General features: G+C 65.5%; 19 protein-coding genes and 1 riboswitch. Of the genes, 12 read left to right on the forward strand and 7 right to left on the reverse strand.

What is annotated here, in order from left to right:
- Nucleotides 1–127: 127 nt before the first annotated feature.
- The gene (locus tag NZK81_RS09875) at nucleotides 128–1,948 is read right to left on the reverse strand and encodes a TonB-dependent receptor domain-containing protein (protein ID WP_260045956.1); all 1,821 of its coding nucleotides are present in this window, start codon (nucleotides 1,946–1,948) and stop codon (nucleotides 128–130) included.
- 97 nt (nucleotides 1,949–2,045) lie between these two features.
- Nucleotides 2,046–2,261: riboswitch (cobalamin riboswitch) on the reverse strand.
- Between the two features lie 188 nt (nucleotides 2,262–2,449).
- Here NZK81_RS09875 and NZK81_RS09880 point away from each other — a divergent pair.
- The 8 genes from NZK81_RS09880 to NZK81_RS09915 all read left to right on the forward strand — a co-directional run bounded on the left by NZK81_RS09880 (nucleotide 2,450) and on the right by NZK81_RS09915 (nucleotide 12,742).
- Complete coding sequence (locus NZK81_RS09880; RefSeq protein ID WP_260045957.1) at nucleotides 2,450–3,556, forward strand: cell wall hydrolase; 1,107 nt, start codon at nucleotides 2,450–2,452, stop codon at nucleotides 3,554–3,556.
- A gap of 150 nt (nucleotides 3,557–3,706) precedes the next feature.
- Nucleotides 3,707–4,066: a hypothetical protein gene (locus NZK81_RS09885; protein ID WP_260045958.1), complete on the forward strand. Its 360-nt coding sequence runs from the start codon at nucleotides 3,707–3,709 to the stop codon at nucleotides 4,064–4,066.
- A gap of 378 nt (nucleotides 4,067–4,444) precedes the next feature.
- Nucleotides 4,445–5,407, forward strand: a complete 963-nt coding sequence (gene mdh / locus NZK81_RS09890) for a malate dehydrogenase (protein ID WP_260045959.1) — start codon at nucleotides 4,445–4,447, stop codon at nucleotides 5,405–5,407.
- A gap of 123 nt (nucleotides 5,408–5,530) precedes the next feature.
- Nucleotides 5,531–6,421 carry a succinate--CoA ligase subunit alpha gene (gene sucD / locus NZK81_RS09895; protein WP_260045960.1) on the forward strand — a complete coding sequence of 297 codons (891 nt, stop codon included), beginning with the start codon at nucleotides 5,531–5,533 and terminating at the stop codon, nucleotides 6,419–6,421.
- Nucleotides 6,422–6,610: 189 nt separating this feature from the next.
- Nucleotides 6,611–9,463, forward strand: a complete 2,853-nt coding sequence (locus NZK81_RS09900; RefSeq protein WP_260045961.1) for a 2-oxoglutarate dehydrogenase E1 component — start codon at nucleotides 6,611–6,613, stop codon at nucleotides 9,461–9,463.
- Between the two features lie 8 nt (nucleotides 9,464–9,471).
- On the forward strand, nucleotides 9,472–10,716 hold the full coding sequence (gene odhB / locus NZK81_RS09905) for a 2-oxoglutarate dehydrogenase complex dihydrolipoyllysine-residue succinyltransferase (RefSeq protein WP_260045962.1): 1,245 nt from the start codon (nucleotides 9,472–9,474) through the stop codon (nucleotides 10,714–10,716).
- A gap of 117 nt (nucleotides 10,717–10,833) precedes the next feature.
- On the forward strand, nucleotides 10,834–12,231 hold the full coding sequence (gene lpdA, locus NZK81_RS09910; protein ID WP_260045963.1) for a dihydrolipoyl dehydrogenase: 1,398 nt from the start codon (nucleotides 10,834–10,836) through the stop codon (nucleotides 12,229–12,231).
- Nucleotides 12,232–12,319: 88 nt separating this feature from the next.
- Nucleotides 12,320–12,742 carry a VOC family protein gene (locus NZK81_RS09915; RefSeq protein WP_260045964.1) on the forward strand — a complete coding sequence of 141 codons (423 nt, stop codon included), beginning with the start codon at nucleotides 12,320–12,322 and terminating at the stop codon, nucleotides 12,740–12,742.
- 1 nt (nucleotide 12,743) lies between these two features.
- On the opposite strand, the gene NZK81_RS09920 is transcribed toward NZK81_RS09915, so the two are convergent.
- Nucleotides 12,744–12,944: a DUF1737 domain-containing protein gene (locus tag NZK81_RS09920; protein WP_260045965.1), complete on the reverse strand. Its 201-nt coding sequence runs from the start codon at nucleotides 12,942–12,944 to the stop codon at nucleotides 12,744–12,746.
- A gap of 187 nt (nucleotides 12,945–13,131) precedes the next feature.
- Here NZK81_RS09920 and NZK81_RS09925 point away from each other — a divergent pair, with 187 nt between their 5' ends.
- Nucleotides 13,132–13,434, forward strand: coding sequence for a GIY-YIG nuclease family protein (locus NZK81_RS09925; RefSeq protein WP_260045966.1), 303 nt, complete (start codon nucleotides 13,132–13,134; stop codon nucleotides 13,432–13,434).
- 101 nt (nucleotides 13,435–13,535) lie between these two features.
- On the opposite strand, the gene NZK81_RS09930 is transcribed toward NZK81_RS09925, so the two are convergent.
- From NZK81_RS09930 to NZK81_RS09945, 4 genes are all read right to left on the reverse strand, one after another.
- On the reverse strand, nucleotides 13,536–13,928 hold the full coding sequence (locus NZK81_RS09930; RefSeq protein ID WP_260045967.1) for an ACT domain-containing protein: 393 nt from the start codon (nucleotides 13,926–13,928) through the stop codon (nucleotides 13,536–13,538).
- A gap of 7 nt (nucleotides 13,929–13,935) precedes the next feature.
- Nucleotides 13,936–15,237: an ATP-dependent protease ATPase subunit HslU gene (gene hslU, locus NZK81_RS09935; RefSeq protein ID WP_260045968.1), complete on the reverse strand. Its 1,302-nt coding sequence runs from the start codon at nucleotides 15,235–15,237 to the stop codon at nucleotides 13,936–13,938.
- A 14-nt stretch (nucleotides 15,238–15,251) separates the two neighbouring features.
- Entirely contained in the window at nucleotides 15,252–15,812 is a 561-nt protein-coding gene (gene hslV, locus NZK81_RS09940; protein ID WP_311202082.1) for an ATP-dependent protease subunit HslV, read from the reverse strand.
- Nucleotides 15,813–15,893: 81 nt separating this feature from the next.
- On the reverse strand, nucleotides 15,894–16,388 hold the full coding sequence (locus tag NZK81_RS09945) for an outer membrane protein assembly factor BamE (RefSeq protein WP_260045969.1): 495 nt from the start codon (nucleotides 16,386–16,388) through the stop codon (nucleotides 15,894–15,896).
- A 179-nt stretch (nucleotides 16,389–16,567) separates the two neighbouring features.
- On the opposite strand from NZK81_RS09945, the gene NZK81_RS09950 reads away from it, so the two are divergent.
- Nucleotides 16,568–17,095 (forward strand): ubiquinol-cytochrome C chaperone family protein, encoded by a 528-nt coding sequence (locus NZK81_RS09950; protein ID WP_260045970.1) that lies wholly within the window; start codon nucleotides 16,568–16,570, stop codon nucleotides 17,093–17,095.
- Nucleotides 17,092–17,622: a YceD family protein gene (locus tag NZK81_RS09955; RefSeq protein WP_260045971.1), complete on the forward strand. Its 531-nt coding sequence runs from the start codon at nucleotides 17,092–17,094 to the stop codon at nucleotides 17,620–17,622. Before NZK81_RS09950 ends, NZK81_RS09955 begins: the two co-directional genes overlap by 4 nt.
- A 15-nt stretch (nucleotides 17,623–17,637) precedes the next feature.
- Here NZK81_RS09955 and NZK81_RS09960 read toward each other — a convergent pair whose 3' ends face one another.
- Nucleotides 17,638–18,513: a LysR family transcriptional regulator gene (locus tag NZK81_RS09960; RefSeq protein ID WP_260045972.1), complete on the reverse strand. Its 876-nt coding sequence runs from the start codon at nucleotides 18,511–18,513 to the stop codon at nucleotides 17,638–17,640.
- Between the two features lie 92 nt (nucleotides 18,514–18,605).
- On the opposite strand from NZK81_RS09960, the gene NZK81_RS09965 reads away from it, so the two are divergent.
- A complete protein-coding gene (locus tag NZK81_RS09965; RefSeq protein ID WP_260045973.1) occupies nucleotides 18,606–19,019 on the forward strand; it encodes an EthD domain-containing protein in 414 nt (137 codons plus the stop codon).
- Nucleotides 19,020–19,061 lie beyond the last annotated feature (42 nt).

The following is a 19,061-nucleotide window of genomic DNA, read 5'->3' on the forward strand; positions in this document are numbered from 1 at the left end:
CAGCCTGAAAGGCTGACGGAGGGGACTCGCGTCCTCATCCAGCCCCGCATTGGGGCGAGAATCCCCTCCACCGCCGTTCCGGCGGTCCCCCTCCCCGGTACGGGGAGGAAAGGGACGCGGCGTGGGATCACATCTTCACCCGGACCCCGGCATAGGCCGAACGGCCAGGGGTGCCGTAGGTGCGCACCACTTCGTAGTGCTTGTCGAACAGGTTCTCGACGCGGCCATAGACCTCGATGTTGTCGGTCACCGTGAACGCACCGCGCAGGCCCACGACAGTGAAGCCTTCGAGGCGGTTGAAATTGGCCATGTCGTCATAGCGCCCGCCGCCCACGCGCAGGTCCGCGCCGAGCTTCAGGCCCACCTCCCACGCCTTGTCGATGCTGGCGTAGAAGTTGTTCTTCGGCCGCCGGGCCAGCTGCGCGCCGGTCGTCTCGTCGGTGGCGTCGAGATAGGTATAGGCCAGGTTCACGTCGAAGCCGTTCCAGTTCACCACCTGCATCCCCAGCTCCACGCCCTGCGCGCGGGTGCGGCCAATGTTGTAGTAGTTCCAGCTGGCGAAGTCATAGTCGATCAGGTTCTTCGTCTTGCGATCGAAATACGTGACCGTGAAGCGCCCGGTGCCTTCGGCGAAAGGCTGCTCGATGCCGACGTCCCAGCCCTTCGAGGTTTCTGGATCGAGCGCGCGGAAGCCGGCATTGGTATAGAGCTGGTAGAGCGAAGGCGCCTTGAAGCCCTCGCCATAGCTGGCGCGCAGCACCGGGGCATCGTCGCCCGATCCGATCACCCAGGCACCATTGGCGGCAAAGGTGGTCCTGTCCCCGAAATCGGAATTGTCGTCGTAGCGAAGACCGCCGTTGAGCGTCAGGCCCGCGAGCGGGCGCAGCGTGAGATTGCCGTAGACGCTGTCGATCGAGGTCGAATCCTTCGAGCCGTAGTTATCATCGAACTTCTGCTTTTCCGTCTCGGCACCGACAAGGACCGAGACCATTTCAATCGGCGCGAAAGAGGCCTGCCCCTCGAAACGCTCGACGCGACCATTGGTCTCGTAAGGCCCCCACACGGCATCGTCGGAAACGCGGCGCGTATCGGTGAGGCCATAGCCGACGCGGGCGTTAAGGCGACCGTCGAGCCCCTTGTAGCGCAAGTTGGCATAACCCAGCGCGTCGCGCTTGAGGCCGACATTGAGCGCATCGGCGCCGGTATTGTCGTAATCGTAATTGGCCTTGGTCCAGTACCCGCCGGCATCGACCGAGAGACCCTGCGTCAGCTCCACTTCGGCGCGGGCATTGGCGCTCTTACTCTCGAAACCGTCCTTTTCAGTGCCGCCCAGCGCCTCGTCGAAGGCGGAGTAGCCATCGCCCTTCATCCAGTTGCCGCCCAGCGTCAGGCCGACGGGGCCGAGCTTGCCGGCAGCCGAAAGGCTCGCCTGACGGCGGTCGCGCCAGCCGTATTCGGCCTGGGCCCGTGCATGCCACTGCTCGGTCGGGCGCGCGGTGATGAAGTTGATGACGCCGCCCATGGCGCGGCTGCCCCAGATCACGCCCGAAGAACCGCGCACCACTTCCACACGGTCGAACTGGGCGATGGTGAGCGAGCCGAAGTTGAAACCGCCGCCGACATCGCCGGGATCGTTGATGCGCACGCCATCGATCAGCACCAGCGACTGGGCATTGTCCGCGCCGCGGATGAAGACGCTGGAGGGCTGGCCGAAACCGCCCGACTGCGCCGTTGCCAGCCCCGGAATGCGCGCCAGCACGTCGGTCGCGGTCGTCGCCTGGCTGCGCTCGATCTCGTCGCGGGTAACGACGCTTACCGACTGGCCGATCTGGGTGACAGGCGTGGGCTCGCGGGTCGCAGTGACCACGATGGTATCATTCGCTTCGGCAGCCATCGCGGGCGTTGCCGCCACGAGCGTCGAACCCAACAGAAACAGGTACTTCTTCATATGTATTCCTCCAGCCTGAACGAACTGCCGTTCATGGCGGAGGGCGTGCTCTTTTTACGGCACGCGTCTCGCTGCATTCCGGTACACCCCGCCCGGCGCGGAACGACCGTCTCGGGCAGGTCTCCTGGCTCCCGGATCGACACCCGCCCTCGCCTTCCCAGCCCGCCCCCTTAGAGGACAAGCGGCCAGTGGCATGTGGAGCGCGGGCTCCCCGGTCACAGTTGCGGGGACAGCGCCGGATTTGAACCGGCTTCCCTCTTCGGCCCGCCTCCTCTTGCAAGGCACGCGGACAACCCATGACGTGAGCGCGCCGATAATGCGGTGCTTCGTCCTTGGCAAGGGCAGCCCGCAGCATGGCTTAGACAGAACCTTAAGGGATTAAGCTTATTCCCCAAGCCCGTCCCACTGCGGGACGACGCCCAATGCGCGGATGCGGGGACCGCCATGTCGGGCTACGCGCAGGCCTGCGCTCTTGCGCCTCCTCGCCGCGAAAGGAACCGAGTGCCTTCAGCCGCTGCCTTGCCTGACCGGAACTGGTCCGACCGGGACGCGTGCGAGGCGCGCCCGCGCGACTTTTCCGCCCGCTTCGAGCGCAAGGTGCGCGGCGTGGGTCATGCGCCGCTGCGCATGAAGCGGCACTGGACGCTCGGCGTCACGGCACTCGCCGCCGTCGCCCTGCCCGCATTCGCCGCCCCGGGTGACTGGGATCGCTTCCGGATCGCCGATGCCGTTGCCGAGCAGCCGCCGGTCGAACCGATGCCGTTCGAACAGGCCGGGTCCACCTTCCCCGGTTCGGCCTTCTACTATCTGGAAGCCGAAACGCCGGTAGCAAAAGTGGGCGAAGGCATTCACTCCGACGCGGACGAGGCGCCACAGCCCCCCGCGCCCGGTTCGCTTCCCGAAGCCCGGCCGCTGTACATCGGCAGTGCGGGCCTCGACAGCGCCCGCGCGCTGCAGTGCCTGACCGCCGCGATCTATTACGAAGCCGCCAGCGAATCCGACGCCGGACAGCGCGCCGTCGCGCAAGTCGTGCTCAACCGCGTGGCGCACCCGGCCTATCCCAACACGGTCTGCGGCGTCGTCTATCAGGGCTCGGAGCGGACCACCGGTTGCCAGTTCACCTTCACGTGCGACGGCTCTCTGGCGCGCAGGCCCTCCAGGCTGTTCTGGGACCGGGCGCGGACGATCGCGCGGCAGGCCCTGGCAGGCGCGGTCTATGCTCCGGTGGGGCTGGCAACGCACTATCACACGGTCCAGGTCCATCCGTACTGGACCTCCGGCCTGAACTATATCGGCACGATCGGCGAGCACCGGTTCTATGGCTTCAAGGGGACCGCGGGCAGCCCCGGAACGTTCCGCTTCGCCTACGCCGGGGGCGAACCCGTGGCAGCGCCGCTCACGCGCGTGGCCACGTCCGCCGACGCCGCGCCCACCCGAACGCCGACGATGGCCCGAACGCCGACGATGGCCGTCGCGGCGACTTACGAGAACACCCCCGACGCCAATGCCGACGACGGGCTCCACGACGCCCGCAGCCTGCCCGAGGCGCGGGGCATCAAACCGGAGTTCGCCAATAGCGGCCGCTGGATCCGCCAGCCGGGAAGCTGAAGGCACGAACGATTGTGAAATGCGCTCTTCGGTAGGAAGCCACATTCACGAGATGAACGATTAAGCAACCAAAGCCCCTCACCAAAGTTTAGAGGATGCGCGCCTAGGAAAACATCTCACGCGGCGAGAACAACGGGAGCCTCCTAGACAATGACGATCCGCTTCGCGGCTGCCTGGGGCGGCATCACTCCGGTCATCACGCAACCCCTGTGTCCCCGCGCACCGCTCGGCGCCAGCAACGACAACGGCCGCGCCGTGTCCGTGCACACGAAAGTCCTGCAGCGCGCGCGCGCCCTGCCCGAAGCCGACAACGACGAACAACTGCTCATCGACACGCTGCGCCACTTCGCGCGCCATGGCCTTGCCGCCGCCGCGAAGGCGCGTGCCAAAGCCGAGATGGCATCGCGCACCGGCGACGACGAGGCTCGCGACTACTGGATCGCGATTTGCCGCCAGCTCGATCGCCGGATGGCCGAGGCCGTTACCCGCGATCTGAGTGTACCCGGCTGATTGCCGGCATCCCCGCACCCGCGAATCGCCACGCCGCCGCCGGGTATCGACACCTTGCCCCGAACGGTCGACGAGTCGCGCCTTCGGCCCTTGCCCGGCGCATCGTTTCGTCCGAAACCGGCGATCACCGGCTGCAGGCAGCGCGATTCCCGGCGTGAATTTGCATTGATTCCGCAGATTTTGCGAACGCAATTGCAATTGCGAACTATTATCATTTAAATATGCAACAATAGCCACCGATTGCGTCTTTTCGCGGTTGCAAAGCCTGCACGAGGGGCGTAGGGCGCGCTCTGCAACACCGGCACCTGCCTTTAGCGGGATGAAGCAGGCCGCCTTGAAGTCCGTCAATCCCGCCACTGGGAAGGACACGAACGCATCATGGCTCGTAAGAAGATTGCCCTCATCGGCGCCGGCAACATCGGCGGCACGCTCGCGCACCTCGCTGCGCAGAAGGAACTGGGCGACGTCGTCCTGTTCGACATCGCCGAAGGCATTCCCCAGGGCAAGGCGCTCGACCTGTCGCAGTGCGGCCCGGTCGAAGGCTTCGACGCCTTCATCACCGGCACCAACGACTACAAGGACATCGAAGGCGCGGACGTCGTGATCGTCACCGCCGGCGTCCCCCGCAAGCCGGGCATGAGCCGCGACGACCTGCTGGGCATCAACCTCAAGGTCATGAAGTCGGTCGGCGAAGGCATCAAGCAGTACGCCCCGAACGCTTTCGTGATCTGCATCACCAACCCGCTCGACGCGATGGTCTGGGCGCTGCGCGAGTTCTCGGGTCTGCCCCACAACAAGGTCGTCGGCATGGCCGGCGTGCTCGACTCGGCCCGCTTCTCGACCTTCCTCGCCTGGGAATTCGGCGTCTCGGTCCGCGACGTGACCTCGTTCGTTCTGGGCGGCCACGGCGACACCATGGTGCCGGTGGTCGAATACTCGACCGTCAAGGGCATCCCCGTTCCCGACCTCATCAAGATGGGCCGCACCACGCAGGAGCGCATCGACGCGATCGTCAAGCGCACCGCAAGCGGCGGCGGCGAGATCGTCGGCCTGCTCAAGACCGGTTCGGCCTTCTACGCTCCGGCCGCCTCGGCGATCTCGATGGCCGAAAGCTACCTGGGCGACCAGAAGCGCATCCTGCCCTGTGCTGCGCACCTCACCGGCCAGTACGGCGTTGACGGCCTCTACGTCGGCGTTCCCGTGATGATCGGCGCCGATGGCGTCGAGCAGGTCATCGAAATCGAACTGGACGAGAAGGCCAAGGCCGGCCTGCAGGTCTCGATTGATGCGGTGAGCGAACTTCTCGTTGCCTGCAAGGGCATCGACAGCTCGCTGGCCTGAGGACAAAACAGCCGCCGTGCGGCACTGGCCTGACACTCTGGCCAGTATCGCACGGCGCCAATAGTTTCTTGGAACCTCCCCGGCCTTTCAGGCTGCTTCCACGATCAGGAACAGGAAAATCCGATGTCCATTCTCGTCGACAAGAATACCAAGGTCATCACGCAGGGCATGACCGGCTCGACCGGCAGCTTCCACACGCAGGCCGCGCTCGACTACGGCACGCAGATGGTTGCGGGCGTGACCCCCGGCAAGGGCGGCACCGAGCACCTCGGCCTGCCCCAGTTCAACACCGTGCATGAAGCCAAGGCCGCGACCGGCGCCACCGCCTCGTGCGTCTACGTGCCGCCGTTCGGCGCCGCCGACGCCATCCTCGAGGCGATCGACGCCGAGATCGAGCTGATCATCTGCATCACCGAAGGCATTCCCGTGCTCGACATGATCCCGGTGAAGCGCGCGCTGACCGGTTCGAAGTCGCGCCTGATCGGCCCGAACTGCCCCGGCGTCCTCACCCCGAACGAGTGCAAGATCGGCATCATGCCGGGCAACATCTTCTCCAAGGGTTCGGTGGGCGTCGTCTCGCGCTCGGGCACGCTGACCTATGAAGCCGTGTTCCAGACCACCAATGCAGGCCTCGGCCAGACCACCGCGGTCGGCATCGGCGGCGACCCGGTGAACGGCACCAACTTCATCGACGTGCTCGAACTCTTCCTCGCCGACGACGAGACCAAGTCGATCATCATGATCGGCGAAATCGGCGGCTCGGCCGAAGAAGAAGCCGCGCAGTTCCTCAAGGACGAAGCCAAGCGTGGCCGCAGCAAGCCGATGGCCGGCTTCATCGCGGGCCGCACGGCCCCTCCGGGCCGCCGCATGGGCCACGCCGGTGCGATCGTCTCGGGCGGCCAGGGCGGCGCCGAGGACAAGATCGCGGCGATGGAGGAAGCGGGCATCCGCGTCTCCCCCTCGCCCTCGCTGCTCGGCGAGACGCTGCTGCAGGCGCTCAAGGAAACCGTCTGATTTCCTTCGGTCGGGGCGCGGGCTCCGGGCACAAGCCCGGTCCGCGCCTCGCCGGACAATAACGACAAGGCGCCCAAGCGCCGAAACACATCGTGGACTGGCGGCTTCCTCCCCGGGAACCGGGCAGCCCGAAACCAGATTGCTCGATTGCGGCGGACTGTGATTACCGGCGCGCGAAAGGTGCTTCCTATGGGCAACGAGAATATGGATTTCACGCCCGACACGGGTCTCGACGAGCCGCAACCCGGCCCCAGCTGGCAACGTGCCAACTGGCCCCGCGTAGGTGCGGAGTTCGAAGACGACTGGACCCAGGGTCTAGACCCCACAGCCCTCAAGCTGCAGATCGAGAAGGCGGCCGCCAAGGGCGGCGCCAAAGTCGACCAGGCCCGTCTAGACGAAGCGGCGGCCGATGCCATCCGCGCGATGATGCTGATCCGCACATATCGTGTGCGCGGTCACCTTGCGGCGGACCTCGACCCCCTCGGCCTCAACCAGCGCCAGCTTCCGGCCGACATGACGCCGGAATACCACGGCTTCACCGGCGCCGCACAGGACCGGCCGGTCTATGTCGGCGGCAATCTCGGCCTCGAATGGACCACCGTGCGCGAACTCGTGCAGATCCTGCGCGCGAACTACTGCGGCAAGGTCGGCCTCGAATACATGCACATCTCCGATGTCGAGGAGCGCCGCTTCCTGCAGGAGCGCATGGAAGGCGCCGACAAGGAGATCGAGTTCACCGAGAACGGCAAGAAGGCGATCCTTCAGGCCGTCGTGCGCGGCGAGCAGTACGAGAAGTTCCTCGGCAAGAAGTACGTCGGCACCAAGCGCTTCGGTCTCGACGGCGGTGAATCGATGATTCCCGCGCTCGAAAGCGTCATCAAGTACGGCGGCCAGCTCGGCGTGCGCGAAATCGTCTACGGCATGGCCCACCGCGGCCGCCTCAACGTGCTCGCGAACGTGATGGGCAAGCCCTACAAGGTCATCTTCCACGAATTCTCGGGCGGCACGGCCAATCCGGAAGACGTGGGCGGCTCGGGCGACGTGAAGTATCACCTCGGCACCTCCACCGACCGCGAGTTCGACGGCACCAAGGTGCACATGAGCCTGATGCCCAACCCCAGCCACCTCGAAACGGTGGACCCGGTGGTGCTGGGCAAGGTCCGCGCCTACCAGACCATCCACGATGACATCGGCGACGACATCGGCCCGGGTGCCAAGCACAAGCAGGTGCTGCCGGTGCTGATCCACGGCGACGCGGCCTTCGCGGGCCAGGGCGTCGTGTGGGAGTGCTTCGGCCTGTCGGGCGTGGCCGGCTACAACACCGGCGGGTGCCTGCACTTCGTCATCAACAACCAGATCGGCTTCACCACCTCACCCGCCTTCGCGCGCAACTCGCCCTACCCGACCGATGTCGCCAAGGGTGTCCAGGCGCCGATCCTGCACGTCAACGGTGACGACCCGGCGGCCGTGACCTTCGCCTGCAAGCTGGCGATCGATTATCGCCAGACCTTCGGCCGCGACATCGTGATCGACATGTGGTGCTACCGCCGCTTCGGCCACAACGAAGGCGACGAGCCCAGCTTCACGCAGCCGCTGATGTACGCGCAGATCCGCAAGCATGCGCCGGTCAGCAAGATCTACGCGGAGCGCCTGAAGGCCGAAGGCGTGATCGACGACACCTTCCTTTCGGACACCGAGGCCGCGTTCAACGACCACCTCGAAAAGGAATTCGAGGCGGCCAAGACCTACAAGTCGAACCACGCCGACTGGTTCAGCGGGCAGTGGAGCGGCTTCAACAAGCCGGCCGATCCCGAGACCGCGCGCCGCAACGTGCACACGGGCATCGAGGCCAAGCTGTTCGACAGCCTCGGCCGCGTGCTCACCACCGTTCCCGAGGATCTCACCGTCCACAAGACGCTGAACCGCGTGATCGACGCCAAGCGCGAGATGTTCACCAGCGGTGAAGGCTTCGACTGGGCCACCGCCGAAGCGCTCGCTTTCGGTTCGCTGTGCTCGGAAGGCTACGGTGTGCGTCTGTCCGGCCAGGACTGCGAACGCGGCACCTTCTCGCAGCGCCACGCCGTCTGGGTCGACCAAAAAGACGAGCGCAAGTACACGCCGCTTGCCACGCTGCCGCACGGCCGCTTCGAAGTGCTGAACTCCACGCTGTCGGAATACGGCGTGCTCGGCTTCGAATACGGCTATGCCAGCGCCGACCCCAAGACCATGGTCCTGTGGGAAGCGCAGTTCGGCGATTTCGCCAACGGCGCGCAGATCATCATCGACCAGTACGTGGCCGCCTCCGAAGCCAAGTGGCTGCGTGCCAACGGCCTCGTGATGCTGCTGCCGCACGGCTATGAAGGTCAGGGTCCGGAGCACTCCTCGGCCCGCCTGGAACGCTTCCTGCAGCTTTGCGCGAGCGACAATATCCAGGTGTGCAACATCACCACGCCGTCGAACTACTTCCACGTTCTGCGCCGCCAGATGCACCGGCCCTTCCGCAAGCCGCTGATCATCATGACGCCCAAGTCGCTACTGCGCCATCCGATGGCGAAGTCGAAGACCGAGGACTTCGTCGGCGAAGGCCACTTCTTCCGCATCCTCTCGGACATCAAGCCCGCGGCGGACAAGGACACCAGGAAGGTCATCCTGTGCTCGGGCAAGGTCGCCTACGACCTGTTCGAAGCGCGCGATGCAGCCGAGATCGACGATACCCAGATCATCCGCCTCGAACAGCTCTATCCCTTCCCGGGCGAGCCGCTGGCCCTGCGCCTGTCGCGCATGACCAACCTCGAGGAGATCGTCTGGTGCCAGGAAGAGCCCCAGAACAACGGCGCCTGGTTCTTCGTCGAATCGCTGATCGAGGAAGCGGCCAAGGAAGCCGGGGTGAAGAACCCGCGTCCGCGCTATGCCGGCCGCCATGCTTCCGCCTCGCCCGCTACGGGCCTCGCCAAGCGCCACACCGCCGAGCAGGCCGCACTGGTCGCCGACGCGCTCCACATTTCCGTCCGCGACGAACTACGACGCAAGCAGAAGGCTTGAGATAAACCATGTCCACCGAAGTCAAGGTTCCCACTCTCGGCGAATCCGTATCCGAGGCCACCATCGGCCAGTGGCTGAAGCAGCCCGGCGAAGCTGTCGCCGCTGACGAGGCGATCGCCAGCCTGGAGACCGACAAGGTCGCCATCGACGTGCTGGCCCCCCATGCCGGCGTGATGGGCCAGCAGATCGTTGCCGAGGGTGAAACCGTCACCGTCGGTGCGCTGATCGCCACCATTGAAGAAGGTGCTGGCTCGACAGGCTCGGGCGCCGCCCCGGCTCCCAAGCCCGCCGCCGCCAAGACGGAAACGCCCGCCCCGGCCCCGACCGCTCCGACGGCTCCCGCTGGGGAAGCCCCCGCTGGCGCTGCCGTGCTCTCGCCCGCCGTGCGCCGCGCGGTGCTCGAATACGGCATCGATCCCGCGACCATCACGGGCACCGGCAAGGACGGCCGCATCACCAAGGACGACGTGATCGCCGCGGCCAAGAACAAGCCGGCCTCGGCGCCCGCCGCTGCCGCGCCTGCCGTCGCTGCGACCTCGGCCCGCAACGAAGAGCGCGTGAAGATGACGCGCCTGCGCCAGACGATTGCCAAGCGCCTCAAGAGCGCACAGGACAACGCCGCGCTCCTCACCACCTTCAACGACGTCGACATGTCGGCCGTCATCGAAGCGCGCAACAAGTACAAGGATGTCTTCGCCAAGAAGCACGGCATCAAGCTCGGCTTCATGTCCTTCTTCGCCAAGGCCTCGGTCCTCGCGCTCAAGGACATCCCGGCGGTCAATGCCCAGATCGCCAGTGGTGAGGGGGGCGACGAGATCGTCTATCACGACTACGTCGACATCTCGATCGCGGTCTCGGCCCCGAACGGCCTCGTCGTCCCCGTCGTGCGCGACTGCGACAAGCTCTCCTTCGCCGGCATCGAAAGCGCCATTGCCGACTTCGGCAAGCGCGCCAAGGACGGCACGCTGACCATGGAAGACATGAAGGGCGGCACCTTCACGATCTCCAACGGAGGCATCTTCGGCGGCCTGATGAGCACGCCGATCATCAACCCGCCGCAGTCCGCCGTGCTGGGCCTGCACCGCATCGAGGAACGCCCGGTCGTGCGTGATGGTCAGATCGTGATCCGCCCGATGATGTACATCGCGCTGAGCTACGACCACCGCCTGATCGACGGCCGCGAGGCGGTGACCGCGCTCAAGACCATCAAGGAAGCGATCGAGGATCCCACGCGTCTGCTGATCGATCTTTGAGAGGTTCCGTGCTGCTCGTCCTTCGACAAGCTCAGGATGAGCGGGCAAAGTTTGACCTGATTACCCCACTCCCGCTCACCCTGAGCTTGTCGAAGGGTGTAGGAACGGAGGCCTAGAATGGCTGATTACGATTACGACGTCCTTGTCATCGGTGCCGGCCCCGGCGGTTATGTCGCCGCGATCCGCGCCGCGCAGCTGGGCCTGAAGACCGCCTGCGCCGAAGGGCGCGCAACGCTGGGCGGCACCTGCCTCAACGTGGGCTGCATCCCCTCCAAGGCACTGCTCCACGCTTCGGAATACTTCGAGGCGGCCAAGGGCGGCGCGATGGCGGCAATGGGCATCAAGGTCACCCCCGAGCTCGACCTCGACGTGATGCAGGGCCAGCGCAAGGACGCTGTGAAGGGCCTGACCGGCGGCATCGAGTTCCTGTTCAAGAAGAACAAGGTCGACTGGCTCAAGGGCTATGCCCAGTTCAAGGATGCCCACACCGTCGAGGTGGACGGCAAGACCTATTCGGCCAAGAACCTGGTCATCGCCACCGGCTCCTCGGTCACCCCCCTTCCCGGCGTCGAGATCGACAACGACAAGGGCGTTGTGGTCGACAGCACCGGCGCGCTGGAACTTTCGGCCGTGCCCAAGAAGATGGTCGTCATCGGCGGCGGCGTGATCGGGCTGGAACTCGGCTCGGTCTGGCGCCGTCTCGGTGCCGAAGTCACCGTCGTCGAATTCCTCGACCAGCTCCTGCCCGGCATGGACATGGACGTGCGCAAGGAAGCGGCCAAGATCTTCAAGAAACAGGGCATGACACTCAAGCTTTCGACCAAGGTCACTGGCGTCGAGGTCAAGGGCAAGAAGGCCAAGGTTTCGGTCGAACCGTCCAAGGGCGGTGATACCGAGACGCTTGACGCTGACGTCGTGCTCGTCGCCATCGGCCGCAAGCCCAACGTCGAAGGCCTCGGCATCGACAAGATCGGGCTGGAACTCAACCAGCGCGGCCAGATCGAGACCGACCACGACTTCGCCACCAAGGTGGACGGCGTCTGGGCCATCGGCGACGTGATCCCCGGCCCGATGCTCGCCCACAAGGCCGAGGACGAAGGCCTTGCCGTGGCCGAGAACATCGCCGGCCTCACCGGCATCGTGAACCACGACGTGATCCCGGGCGTGGTCTACACCCAGCCCGAAATCGCCGGCGTGGGCCTGACTGAGGAAGCCGCCAAGGAGCGCGGCGCCGTCAAGGTCGGCAAGTTCCCGATGCTCGCCAACTCGCGCGCCAAGACCAACCACGAGCCCGACGGCTTCGTGAAGGTGATCGCCGATGCCGAAACCGACCGCGTGCTCGGCGTGTGGTGCATTGCTTCGGTGGCCGGCACGATGATCGCACAGGCCGCCCAGGCCATGGAATTCGGCGCTACCAGCGAGGACATCGCCTACACCTGCCACGCCCACCCGACGCACTCCGAGGCGATCAAGGAAGCGGCGATGGCGGTGACCGGCAAGCCGATCCACATCTGATGCTTCGACAGGCTCAGCATGAGCGGGTTTGTCGTTCAGGCACAAAGCCCGCTCGCCCTGAGCCGGTCGAAGAGCCTTGCGCCCACGCATGACCCTGCGCCCCTTCCATCTCGCCTTCCCCGTCCACGACCTCGACGCGGCGCGCGCGTTCTGGGGCGGGGTGATGGGCTGCGCGGAAGGGCGTAGCGCCGATACCTGGGTCGATTTCGATTTCCACGGCCACCAGATCGTCGCCCACCTCGTACCCGGCATGGCGGGCGCCGACGTGGGCTCCAATCCCGTCGACGGCCACGGCGTGCCAGTGCCACACTTCGGCATCGTACTGGACATGGCGGACTGGCAGGCTCTGGCCGATCGGCTCACGGCCGCCGGCGTGGAATTCGGTATAACGCCTTATGTCCGCTTCAAGGGACAGCCCGGCGAGCAGGCAACGATGTTCTTCCGCGATCCCTCGGGCAACGCCATCGAGATGAAGGCGTTTGCGGACCTGGGCCAGTTGTTCGCGAAGTAACCTACTTCACCACGTCGGCTTCATGCCAGACGACAGCCTGCGCCGCCTTCATGCAGTTCCCCGCCGTATCCCAGCTGATCGTGGGCGAACCATAGAGCCGCCAGCCCTGCTCCAGCGCCTCGGACACGCGCTCACAAAAGGCGCGGTCGTCCTGGCCGGTGAGGAGGCGGTAGATCGGGCGGTCTTCGGGTGTCTGGTACATGGGCATGCTCTATCCCCCTTTATTCGTCATTGCGAGCCGCATGCGAAGCAATCCAGTGCGGGGCCACGGCGGCTCTGGATTGCCACGGCCCTTCGGGCCTCGCAATGACGAATGAAGGGGACGAGATGGCGAAGATTTAATCCCCTTCGTCATTGCGAGAAACGCAGCGACGAAGCAATCCGGAGCGATGCGGCGCAACTTTCAACCGGCAGTCTACATCGCGGCAAGCGCCCGCAATGGCACCTTGTACGTCGGTGTCACGTCATGGCTGCCCAAGCGCGCATGGGAGCACCGGGAAGGCGTGATTGACGGGTTCACGAAACGCTATGGCTGCAGGATGCTCGTTTGGTTCGAACTCCATGCGACGATGGAACACGCCATTGCGCGCGAGAAGCAGATCAAGGCCGGATCGCGAAAGAAGAAGCTAGCGTTGATCGAAGCCGCCAACCCGCACTGGCGCGACCTGTTCGAAGAAGTCTGCCGTCCCTAGTCATTGCGAGCGCAGCGAAGCAATCCAGGGCGGTTTACGCACGCTCTGGATTGCCGCGTCGGCTTCGCCTCCTCGCAATGACGAAGAGGGGTGGTGGAGCTCTACGCCTCGGAGCCTTGCAAACGCTTCAAGACCTCCTGCGCCCGTTCCGCATCACCCTCCGGCACGAACACATGATCGTGGTGATAGGCCGCGACCATGTTGCAGGGGATGCCCGCCTCGTCGAGCGCACCGGAAACCGCCGCCGTAAGCCCCGTCCCGTCCAACGCAGAGTGCACTTCCAGCACGATCCGCATCATCGGCGACGAGACGTCGTGCCCCGCCTCCCGTGCAGCGTCTAACGGGAGGATCTGGCTCAGCCCCTCATCCTCGCGGAACGTGGCAAGCGCTTCTTCAAGCAACGGGCCGCCGGTGCAGAACACCCAGCGCTGCGGATCGAGGCGGGGGTTCATCCCCGCGATCATCGCCGCGCGTCCCTTTACCGGCGTGCCCATCGCCGACTTAGAGAATGTACTTCGACAGGTCCGCGTTGCCCGCGAGGCCTTCCAGCTTCTCGCGCACATAGGCCTCGTCGACCGTCACGGTCTCGCCCACGCGGTCCTCGGCCTCGAAGCTCAGCTCCTCGAGCAGCTTTTCCATCACCGTCTGCAGGCGGCGGGCGCCGATGTTCTCGACGCTCTCGTTCACTTGCGCGGCGATCCTGGCCACTTCGCCGATGGCGTCCGGCGTCACCTCGACGGTCACGTTCTCTGTGCCCAGCAGCGCGCGGTACTGTTCGACGAGGTTGGCGCGCGTTTCGCTGAGGATGCGCACAAAGTCTTCCTCGGTCAGCGCCTTCAGTTCGACGCGGATCGGCAAGCGGCCCTGCAGTTCGGGCAGCATGTCGCTCGGCTTGGCGACGTGGAACGCGCCGCTGGCGATGAACAGGACATGGTCGGTCTTCATCGGGCCGTACTTGGTGGAGACCGTCGTGCCCTCGATCAGCGGCAGCAGGTCGCGCTGCACGCCCTCGCGGCTGACCGAGCCGCCGCGCACGTCGGAGACGGCGATCTTGTCGATCTCGTCGAGGAAGACGATGCCGTTGGTCTCGGCATTGGCCAGCGCGACGCGGGCGACGTCGTCCTGGTCCATGCGCTTTTCGGATTCCTCCTCGACCAGCTTGTCCCAGGCATCGGGCACCTTCATCTTGCGGCGCTTCATGTTCTGGCCGCCGAAAGCCTTGCCCATGATGTCGGACAAGTTGATCATGCCGACCGAGCCGCCCATGCCGGGGATCTCCATCGGCGCGGAGGGGCTGTCCTCCACCTCGATCTCGACCTCGGTCTCGTTCATGGCGTTTTCGGTGATGCGCTGGTGGAACGCGGCGCGGGTAGCTTCCGAGGCGCCCTCACCCACCAAGGCGTTCAGCAGGCGGTCCATCGCCGCCTTGGACGCGGCCTCGCGCACGGATTCGCGGCGGCGGTCCTTTTCCAGCCGGATCGCTTCCTCGACAAGATCGCGGGCGATCTGCTCGACGTCGCGGCCGACGTAGCCGACTTCGGTGAACTTGGTAGCTTCCACCTTCACGAAGGGCGCGTCGGCCAGCTTCGCAAGGCGGCGGCTGATCTCGGTCTTGCCGCAGCCCGTGGGGCCGATCATCAGGATGTTCTTGGGCGTCACCTCGTCGCGCAGGTCGAGCGGCAATCTTTGCCGCCTCCAACGATTGCGCAGGGCGACGGCGACGGCCTTCTTCGCCTCGGACTGGCCGACGATGTGCTCGTCGAGCGCGCGGACAATGGCCTTGGGGGTGAGATTGTCGATCATGGTATCCCGGGAAATCAGATGGTTTCGACCGTAACGCGGTCGTTCGTGAAGACGCAGATGTCGGCCGCGACCTGCATGGCCTTGCGCGCCATCTGCTCGGCATCCTCTTCGTAGGCGTCGAGCGCGCGGGCGGCGGCGAGCGCATAGTTTCCGCCCGAGCCGATCGCCGCGATACCGCCCTCGGGCTCCAGCACGTCGCCATTGCCGGTGAGCACCAGCAACGTTTCCGCATCGGCCACGATCATCAGCGCTTCAAGGTTGCGCAGGTACTTGTCGGTACGCCAGTCCTTGGCGAGTTCGACCGCCGCGCGCATGAGCTGGCCGCGGTACTGCTCCAGCTTGCGTTCCAGCCGTTCGAACAGGGTAAAGGCATCGGCGGTGGCGCCCGCGAAACCGGCGATCACCTTGCCGCCTTCCCCGATGCGGCGCACCTTGCGCGCATTGGGTTTCATCACGGTGTTGCCCATGGAGACCTGGCCGTCACCGGCGATGACGGTCTTGCCGCCCTTCTTCACGCCGATGATGGTCGTTCCGTGCCACTCGATCAGGCCGTGGCTCGCCCCGCTTGTATTCATGCCAGCGCATATATGCCGCGCCGGGCGAGGTTCAAGGCAGGGAAGCCCCGTGCGAGGCCCTTGCCGGAACCGCGAAAGGGCTCAGCTTCCGTTCGGGCCCGGCCCGGTAGGCGCACCGCCGGCGCCGGTGCCTCCGGCACCCACCGCACCGATATTGCCGAACAGGTCTTCGAGCAGCGAGCGGTGACGGCCCAGCGTCGGCGTCTTGTCACCCTCGGGGCTGATCCGCGCCACCTGCTCCATCCCGCGCTTGTCGACCGCGACGACGTTGCCGGCGGCGTCGAAGCGCACGCGCAGGATCGTCTCTTCCGCCGTGTGCGGCCGGCCGAACGGCGGCGTCTTCACGATCTGCGAGACGTAGTAGTAATCCTTCTGGCCGAACTGGCTGACGAAAGTCGGACGACCCAGCGTCTTTTCCACCGAAAGACGATTGTCGATGCCCGGCTGGACCGAATCGAGCAGTGTATTGTCGATGAGGTAGCCGCGATGATCGCGGATCGAAGAACAGCCGCCGACCAGCGCCACCAGCGCCATTGCCATGCCCGCCGTCCTGATCTTGAGGCCAACCTCACGCATTTTCGTACTCCAAACCCGGCGGAAATCGCTGCAGCCCCATGGTAGAACCCCATGGAAGGCATTGCCAGCAGGCCTCCGACCCATATATCGCCCTTGGCCTTAAGGCCCCGAAAGCGACCGCGCAATGGGCGTTGGCCCGCTTCGATTGAATTGCCGCTGAACGAAAGGCCCCTGCTGTCGTGTCCCTGATCTCCCGCATCCTCGGCAAACGCGCGGACTCGCGCGAAACGGTTCGCCCGCTCTGGCACCGCGTGGTCGAGATTGCGCGCGAAAAACAATGGTACGCGCAGTGCGGCGTGGCCGACACCGTTCCCGGCCGCTTCGATGCCGTAACGCTGGTGCTCGCGCTGGTCATGCTGCGCATGGAGCGGGACAAGCTCAGCGACGACGCCCTGATCACCCCCTCGGTGCGACTGACCGAACTCTTCGTCGACGACATGGACGGCCAGTTGCGCCAGTCGGGCGTAGGCGACCTCGTCGTCGGCAAGCGGATGGGCAAGCTGATGAGCGTGCTGGGCGGCCGTATCGCGGCGCTGAAAGAGGCGCTGGGGCGAGACGAGGCGGCGCTCGCGGCCGTGCTCGAACGCAACGTCACGCTGATCGAAGGAGCCGACAAGGCGCGCCTCGCCGGCGAAGTGCGGCGTCTCCATGACCAGATCGACGCGCTCTCGGGCGAGGACCTGCTGGCCGCGAGGATCGAGCGATGAGCGACGCCGCCGCCTCGAAGCCCGAATTTTCGCGCGCCCTCGACGTGCGGCAGGTGGAAGGCAAGGAACCCCACCTCGAAGCCAACGAGGCCGAACGCGCGGCACTGGCCGCGCGCTTCGGCATCGTGCGCGTCGACAGCCTGGCCGCCGACCTGACGCTCAGCCGCAAGGACCGCACGGTGGACGTGCGCGGGCGACTGAAGGCGGAAATCGTCCAGTCCTGCGCGATTTCCGCAGAGGACATTCCGGTCTCCATCGACGAGGACCTGTTCTTCCGCTTCGTGCCGGAAAGCACCGACCACGTGCCCGACGAGGAAATCGAGATCAGCGCCGAGGATTGCGACGAGATCGAATATACCGGCACGCACATCGACCTTGGCGAGGCCGTGGCGCAGAGCCTGGCACTGGCCATCGATCCGTTCCTCACCGGCCCCGACGCGGATGCCGCACGCAAGGCCGCCGGGATCGGCACGCCCGAGGACCAGGGCCCCTTCGCCGCTCTCAAGGGCCTGAAGCTGGAGAAATAACGGACCGGGCGTACCTCACTCGCCGTCGAGGTAGGCACGCATCCGCCGTTTCGCCGCCAGCGCGAGCGGCGAGATCATCCGCCCTTTCAGCTTTGCCATGTAGATGCCCGTGGGCGGCAGCGAGAGACCGGACACGCTGATCTCGCACAGCGCGCCTTCGGCCAGCATCGCGGCAACGAAATCGCGCGAACAGATGCAAACGAGATCGGAGAGCAGCACGGCATCACGCAGCACGTGGTAATTGTCGCAGATCAGGTGCGACCGGCTCGGCACCGTGGAGCCGCCGGGCGCTTCCACCGAGCTGGCCAGCGGAAATTCGATCAGTTCCGCCATGGCGATGTCGCGGCGTCCCGCAAGCGGATGGCCGCTGCGCACGACACAGACCGGATCGACCGCGCCCAGCCGCTCGATCTCGATTTCCTCGGGCGCCGGCAGGTGCGGCTCGGGGTAGAAGAACAGCTCTATCTCATCGTTCCTGAGCGCGCTGAGCAGCTGTTCGCCGGGACGGATCATGGCCCTGAGCTGCACTGCGCTGCCCCGGTCGAAGAAAGCCCCGGCGAAGCGCGCGAGAAGCTGGCTGGCCAGCAGCGGGGTCACGCCGATCGCCAGTTGCCCGGCCCGGCCCGAGCCCATCAGCTTCAGGTTGCTGTCGAAGACGTGCAGCCCCTGCACCAGAGGTTCCGCCAGGGCGATGACTTGCGCGCCCGCCGAGGTCGGTTCGACCCCGTGCCCCAGCCGGTTGAAGATGGGGAAACCATAGCGCGCCTCGATCATGTGCACGCTGCGGCTGAGTGCCGGCTGGCTGATGTTGAGCTCCGCCGCGGCGCGCGAGAAACTCCCGCAACGGGCGATGGTTACGAGCTGGCGCAGCTTGCCTAGCGATATGTCCATAATGATTCTGCATGGAGTTAAACGATTTCAGCATTAGACCGCATACCCCCTCTTGGCGCAATGTCCCGCGCAACAACGAGAGGGTGTCAGAAATGTTCAAGCAGATCTGCTTCTTCCGGAAGCGGCCGGACATGTCGATGGACGAGTTTCTCGACTACTACGAGAACCAGCATTCGCAGCTTTCCAAGAATGCCGGGCTCCAGCCCGCGATCCCCAATGCCGTGCGCTACGTGCGCCGCTACCTGACGCCGGAGAAGAACCCGATCACCGGGCAGATCCACGACCCCGGCTTCGACTGCCTGATGGAAATCTGGTGGAACAGCCGCGAGGACTTCGAGCGGTCGCAGGCGATCATTTCCTCGCCCGAACGGCGCGAGATCACGAAGGCCGACGAGGAAAGGCTCTTTGCCGGCCACGCCAACCCGGTCTGCTCGGTCGTCGACTACGATTCACCGATGGGCCCCCATGGCGAAGCCACGCACGTGGAGCTGCGCTACGGCGACTGACACGCCCGCACATGCCCCCAGCAAGCAGAAAGGATCGATGAC

The organism is Novosphingobium mangrovisedimenti (genome assembly GCF_025153475.1).
Taxonomy (GTDB): Bacteria; Pseudomonadota; Alphaproteobacteria; order Sphingomonadales; family Sphingomonadaceae; genus Novosphingobium; species Novosphingobium mangrovi_A.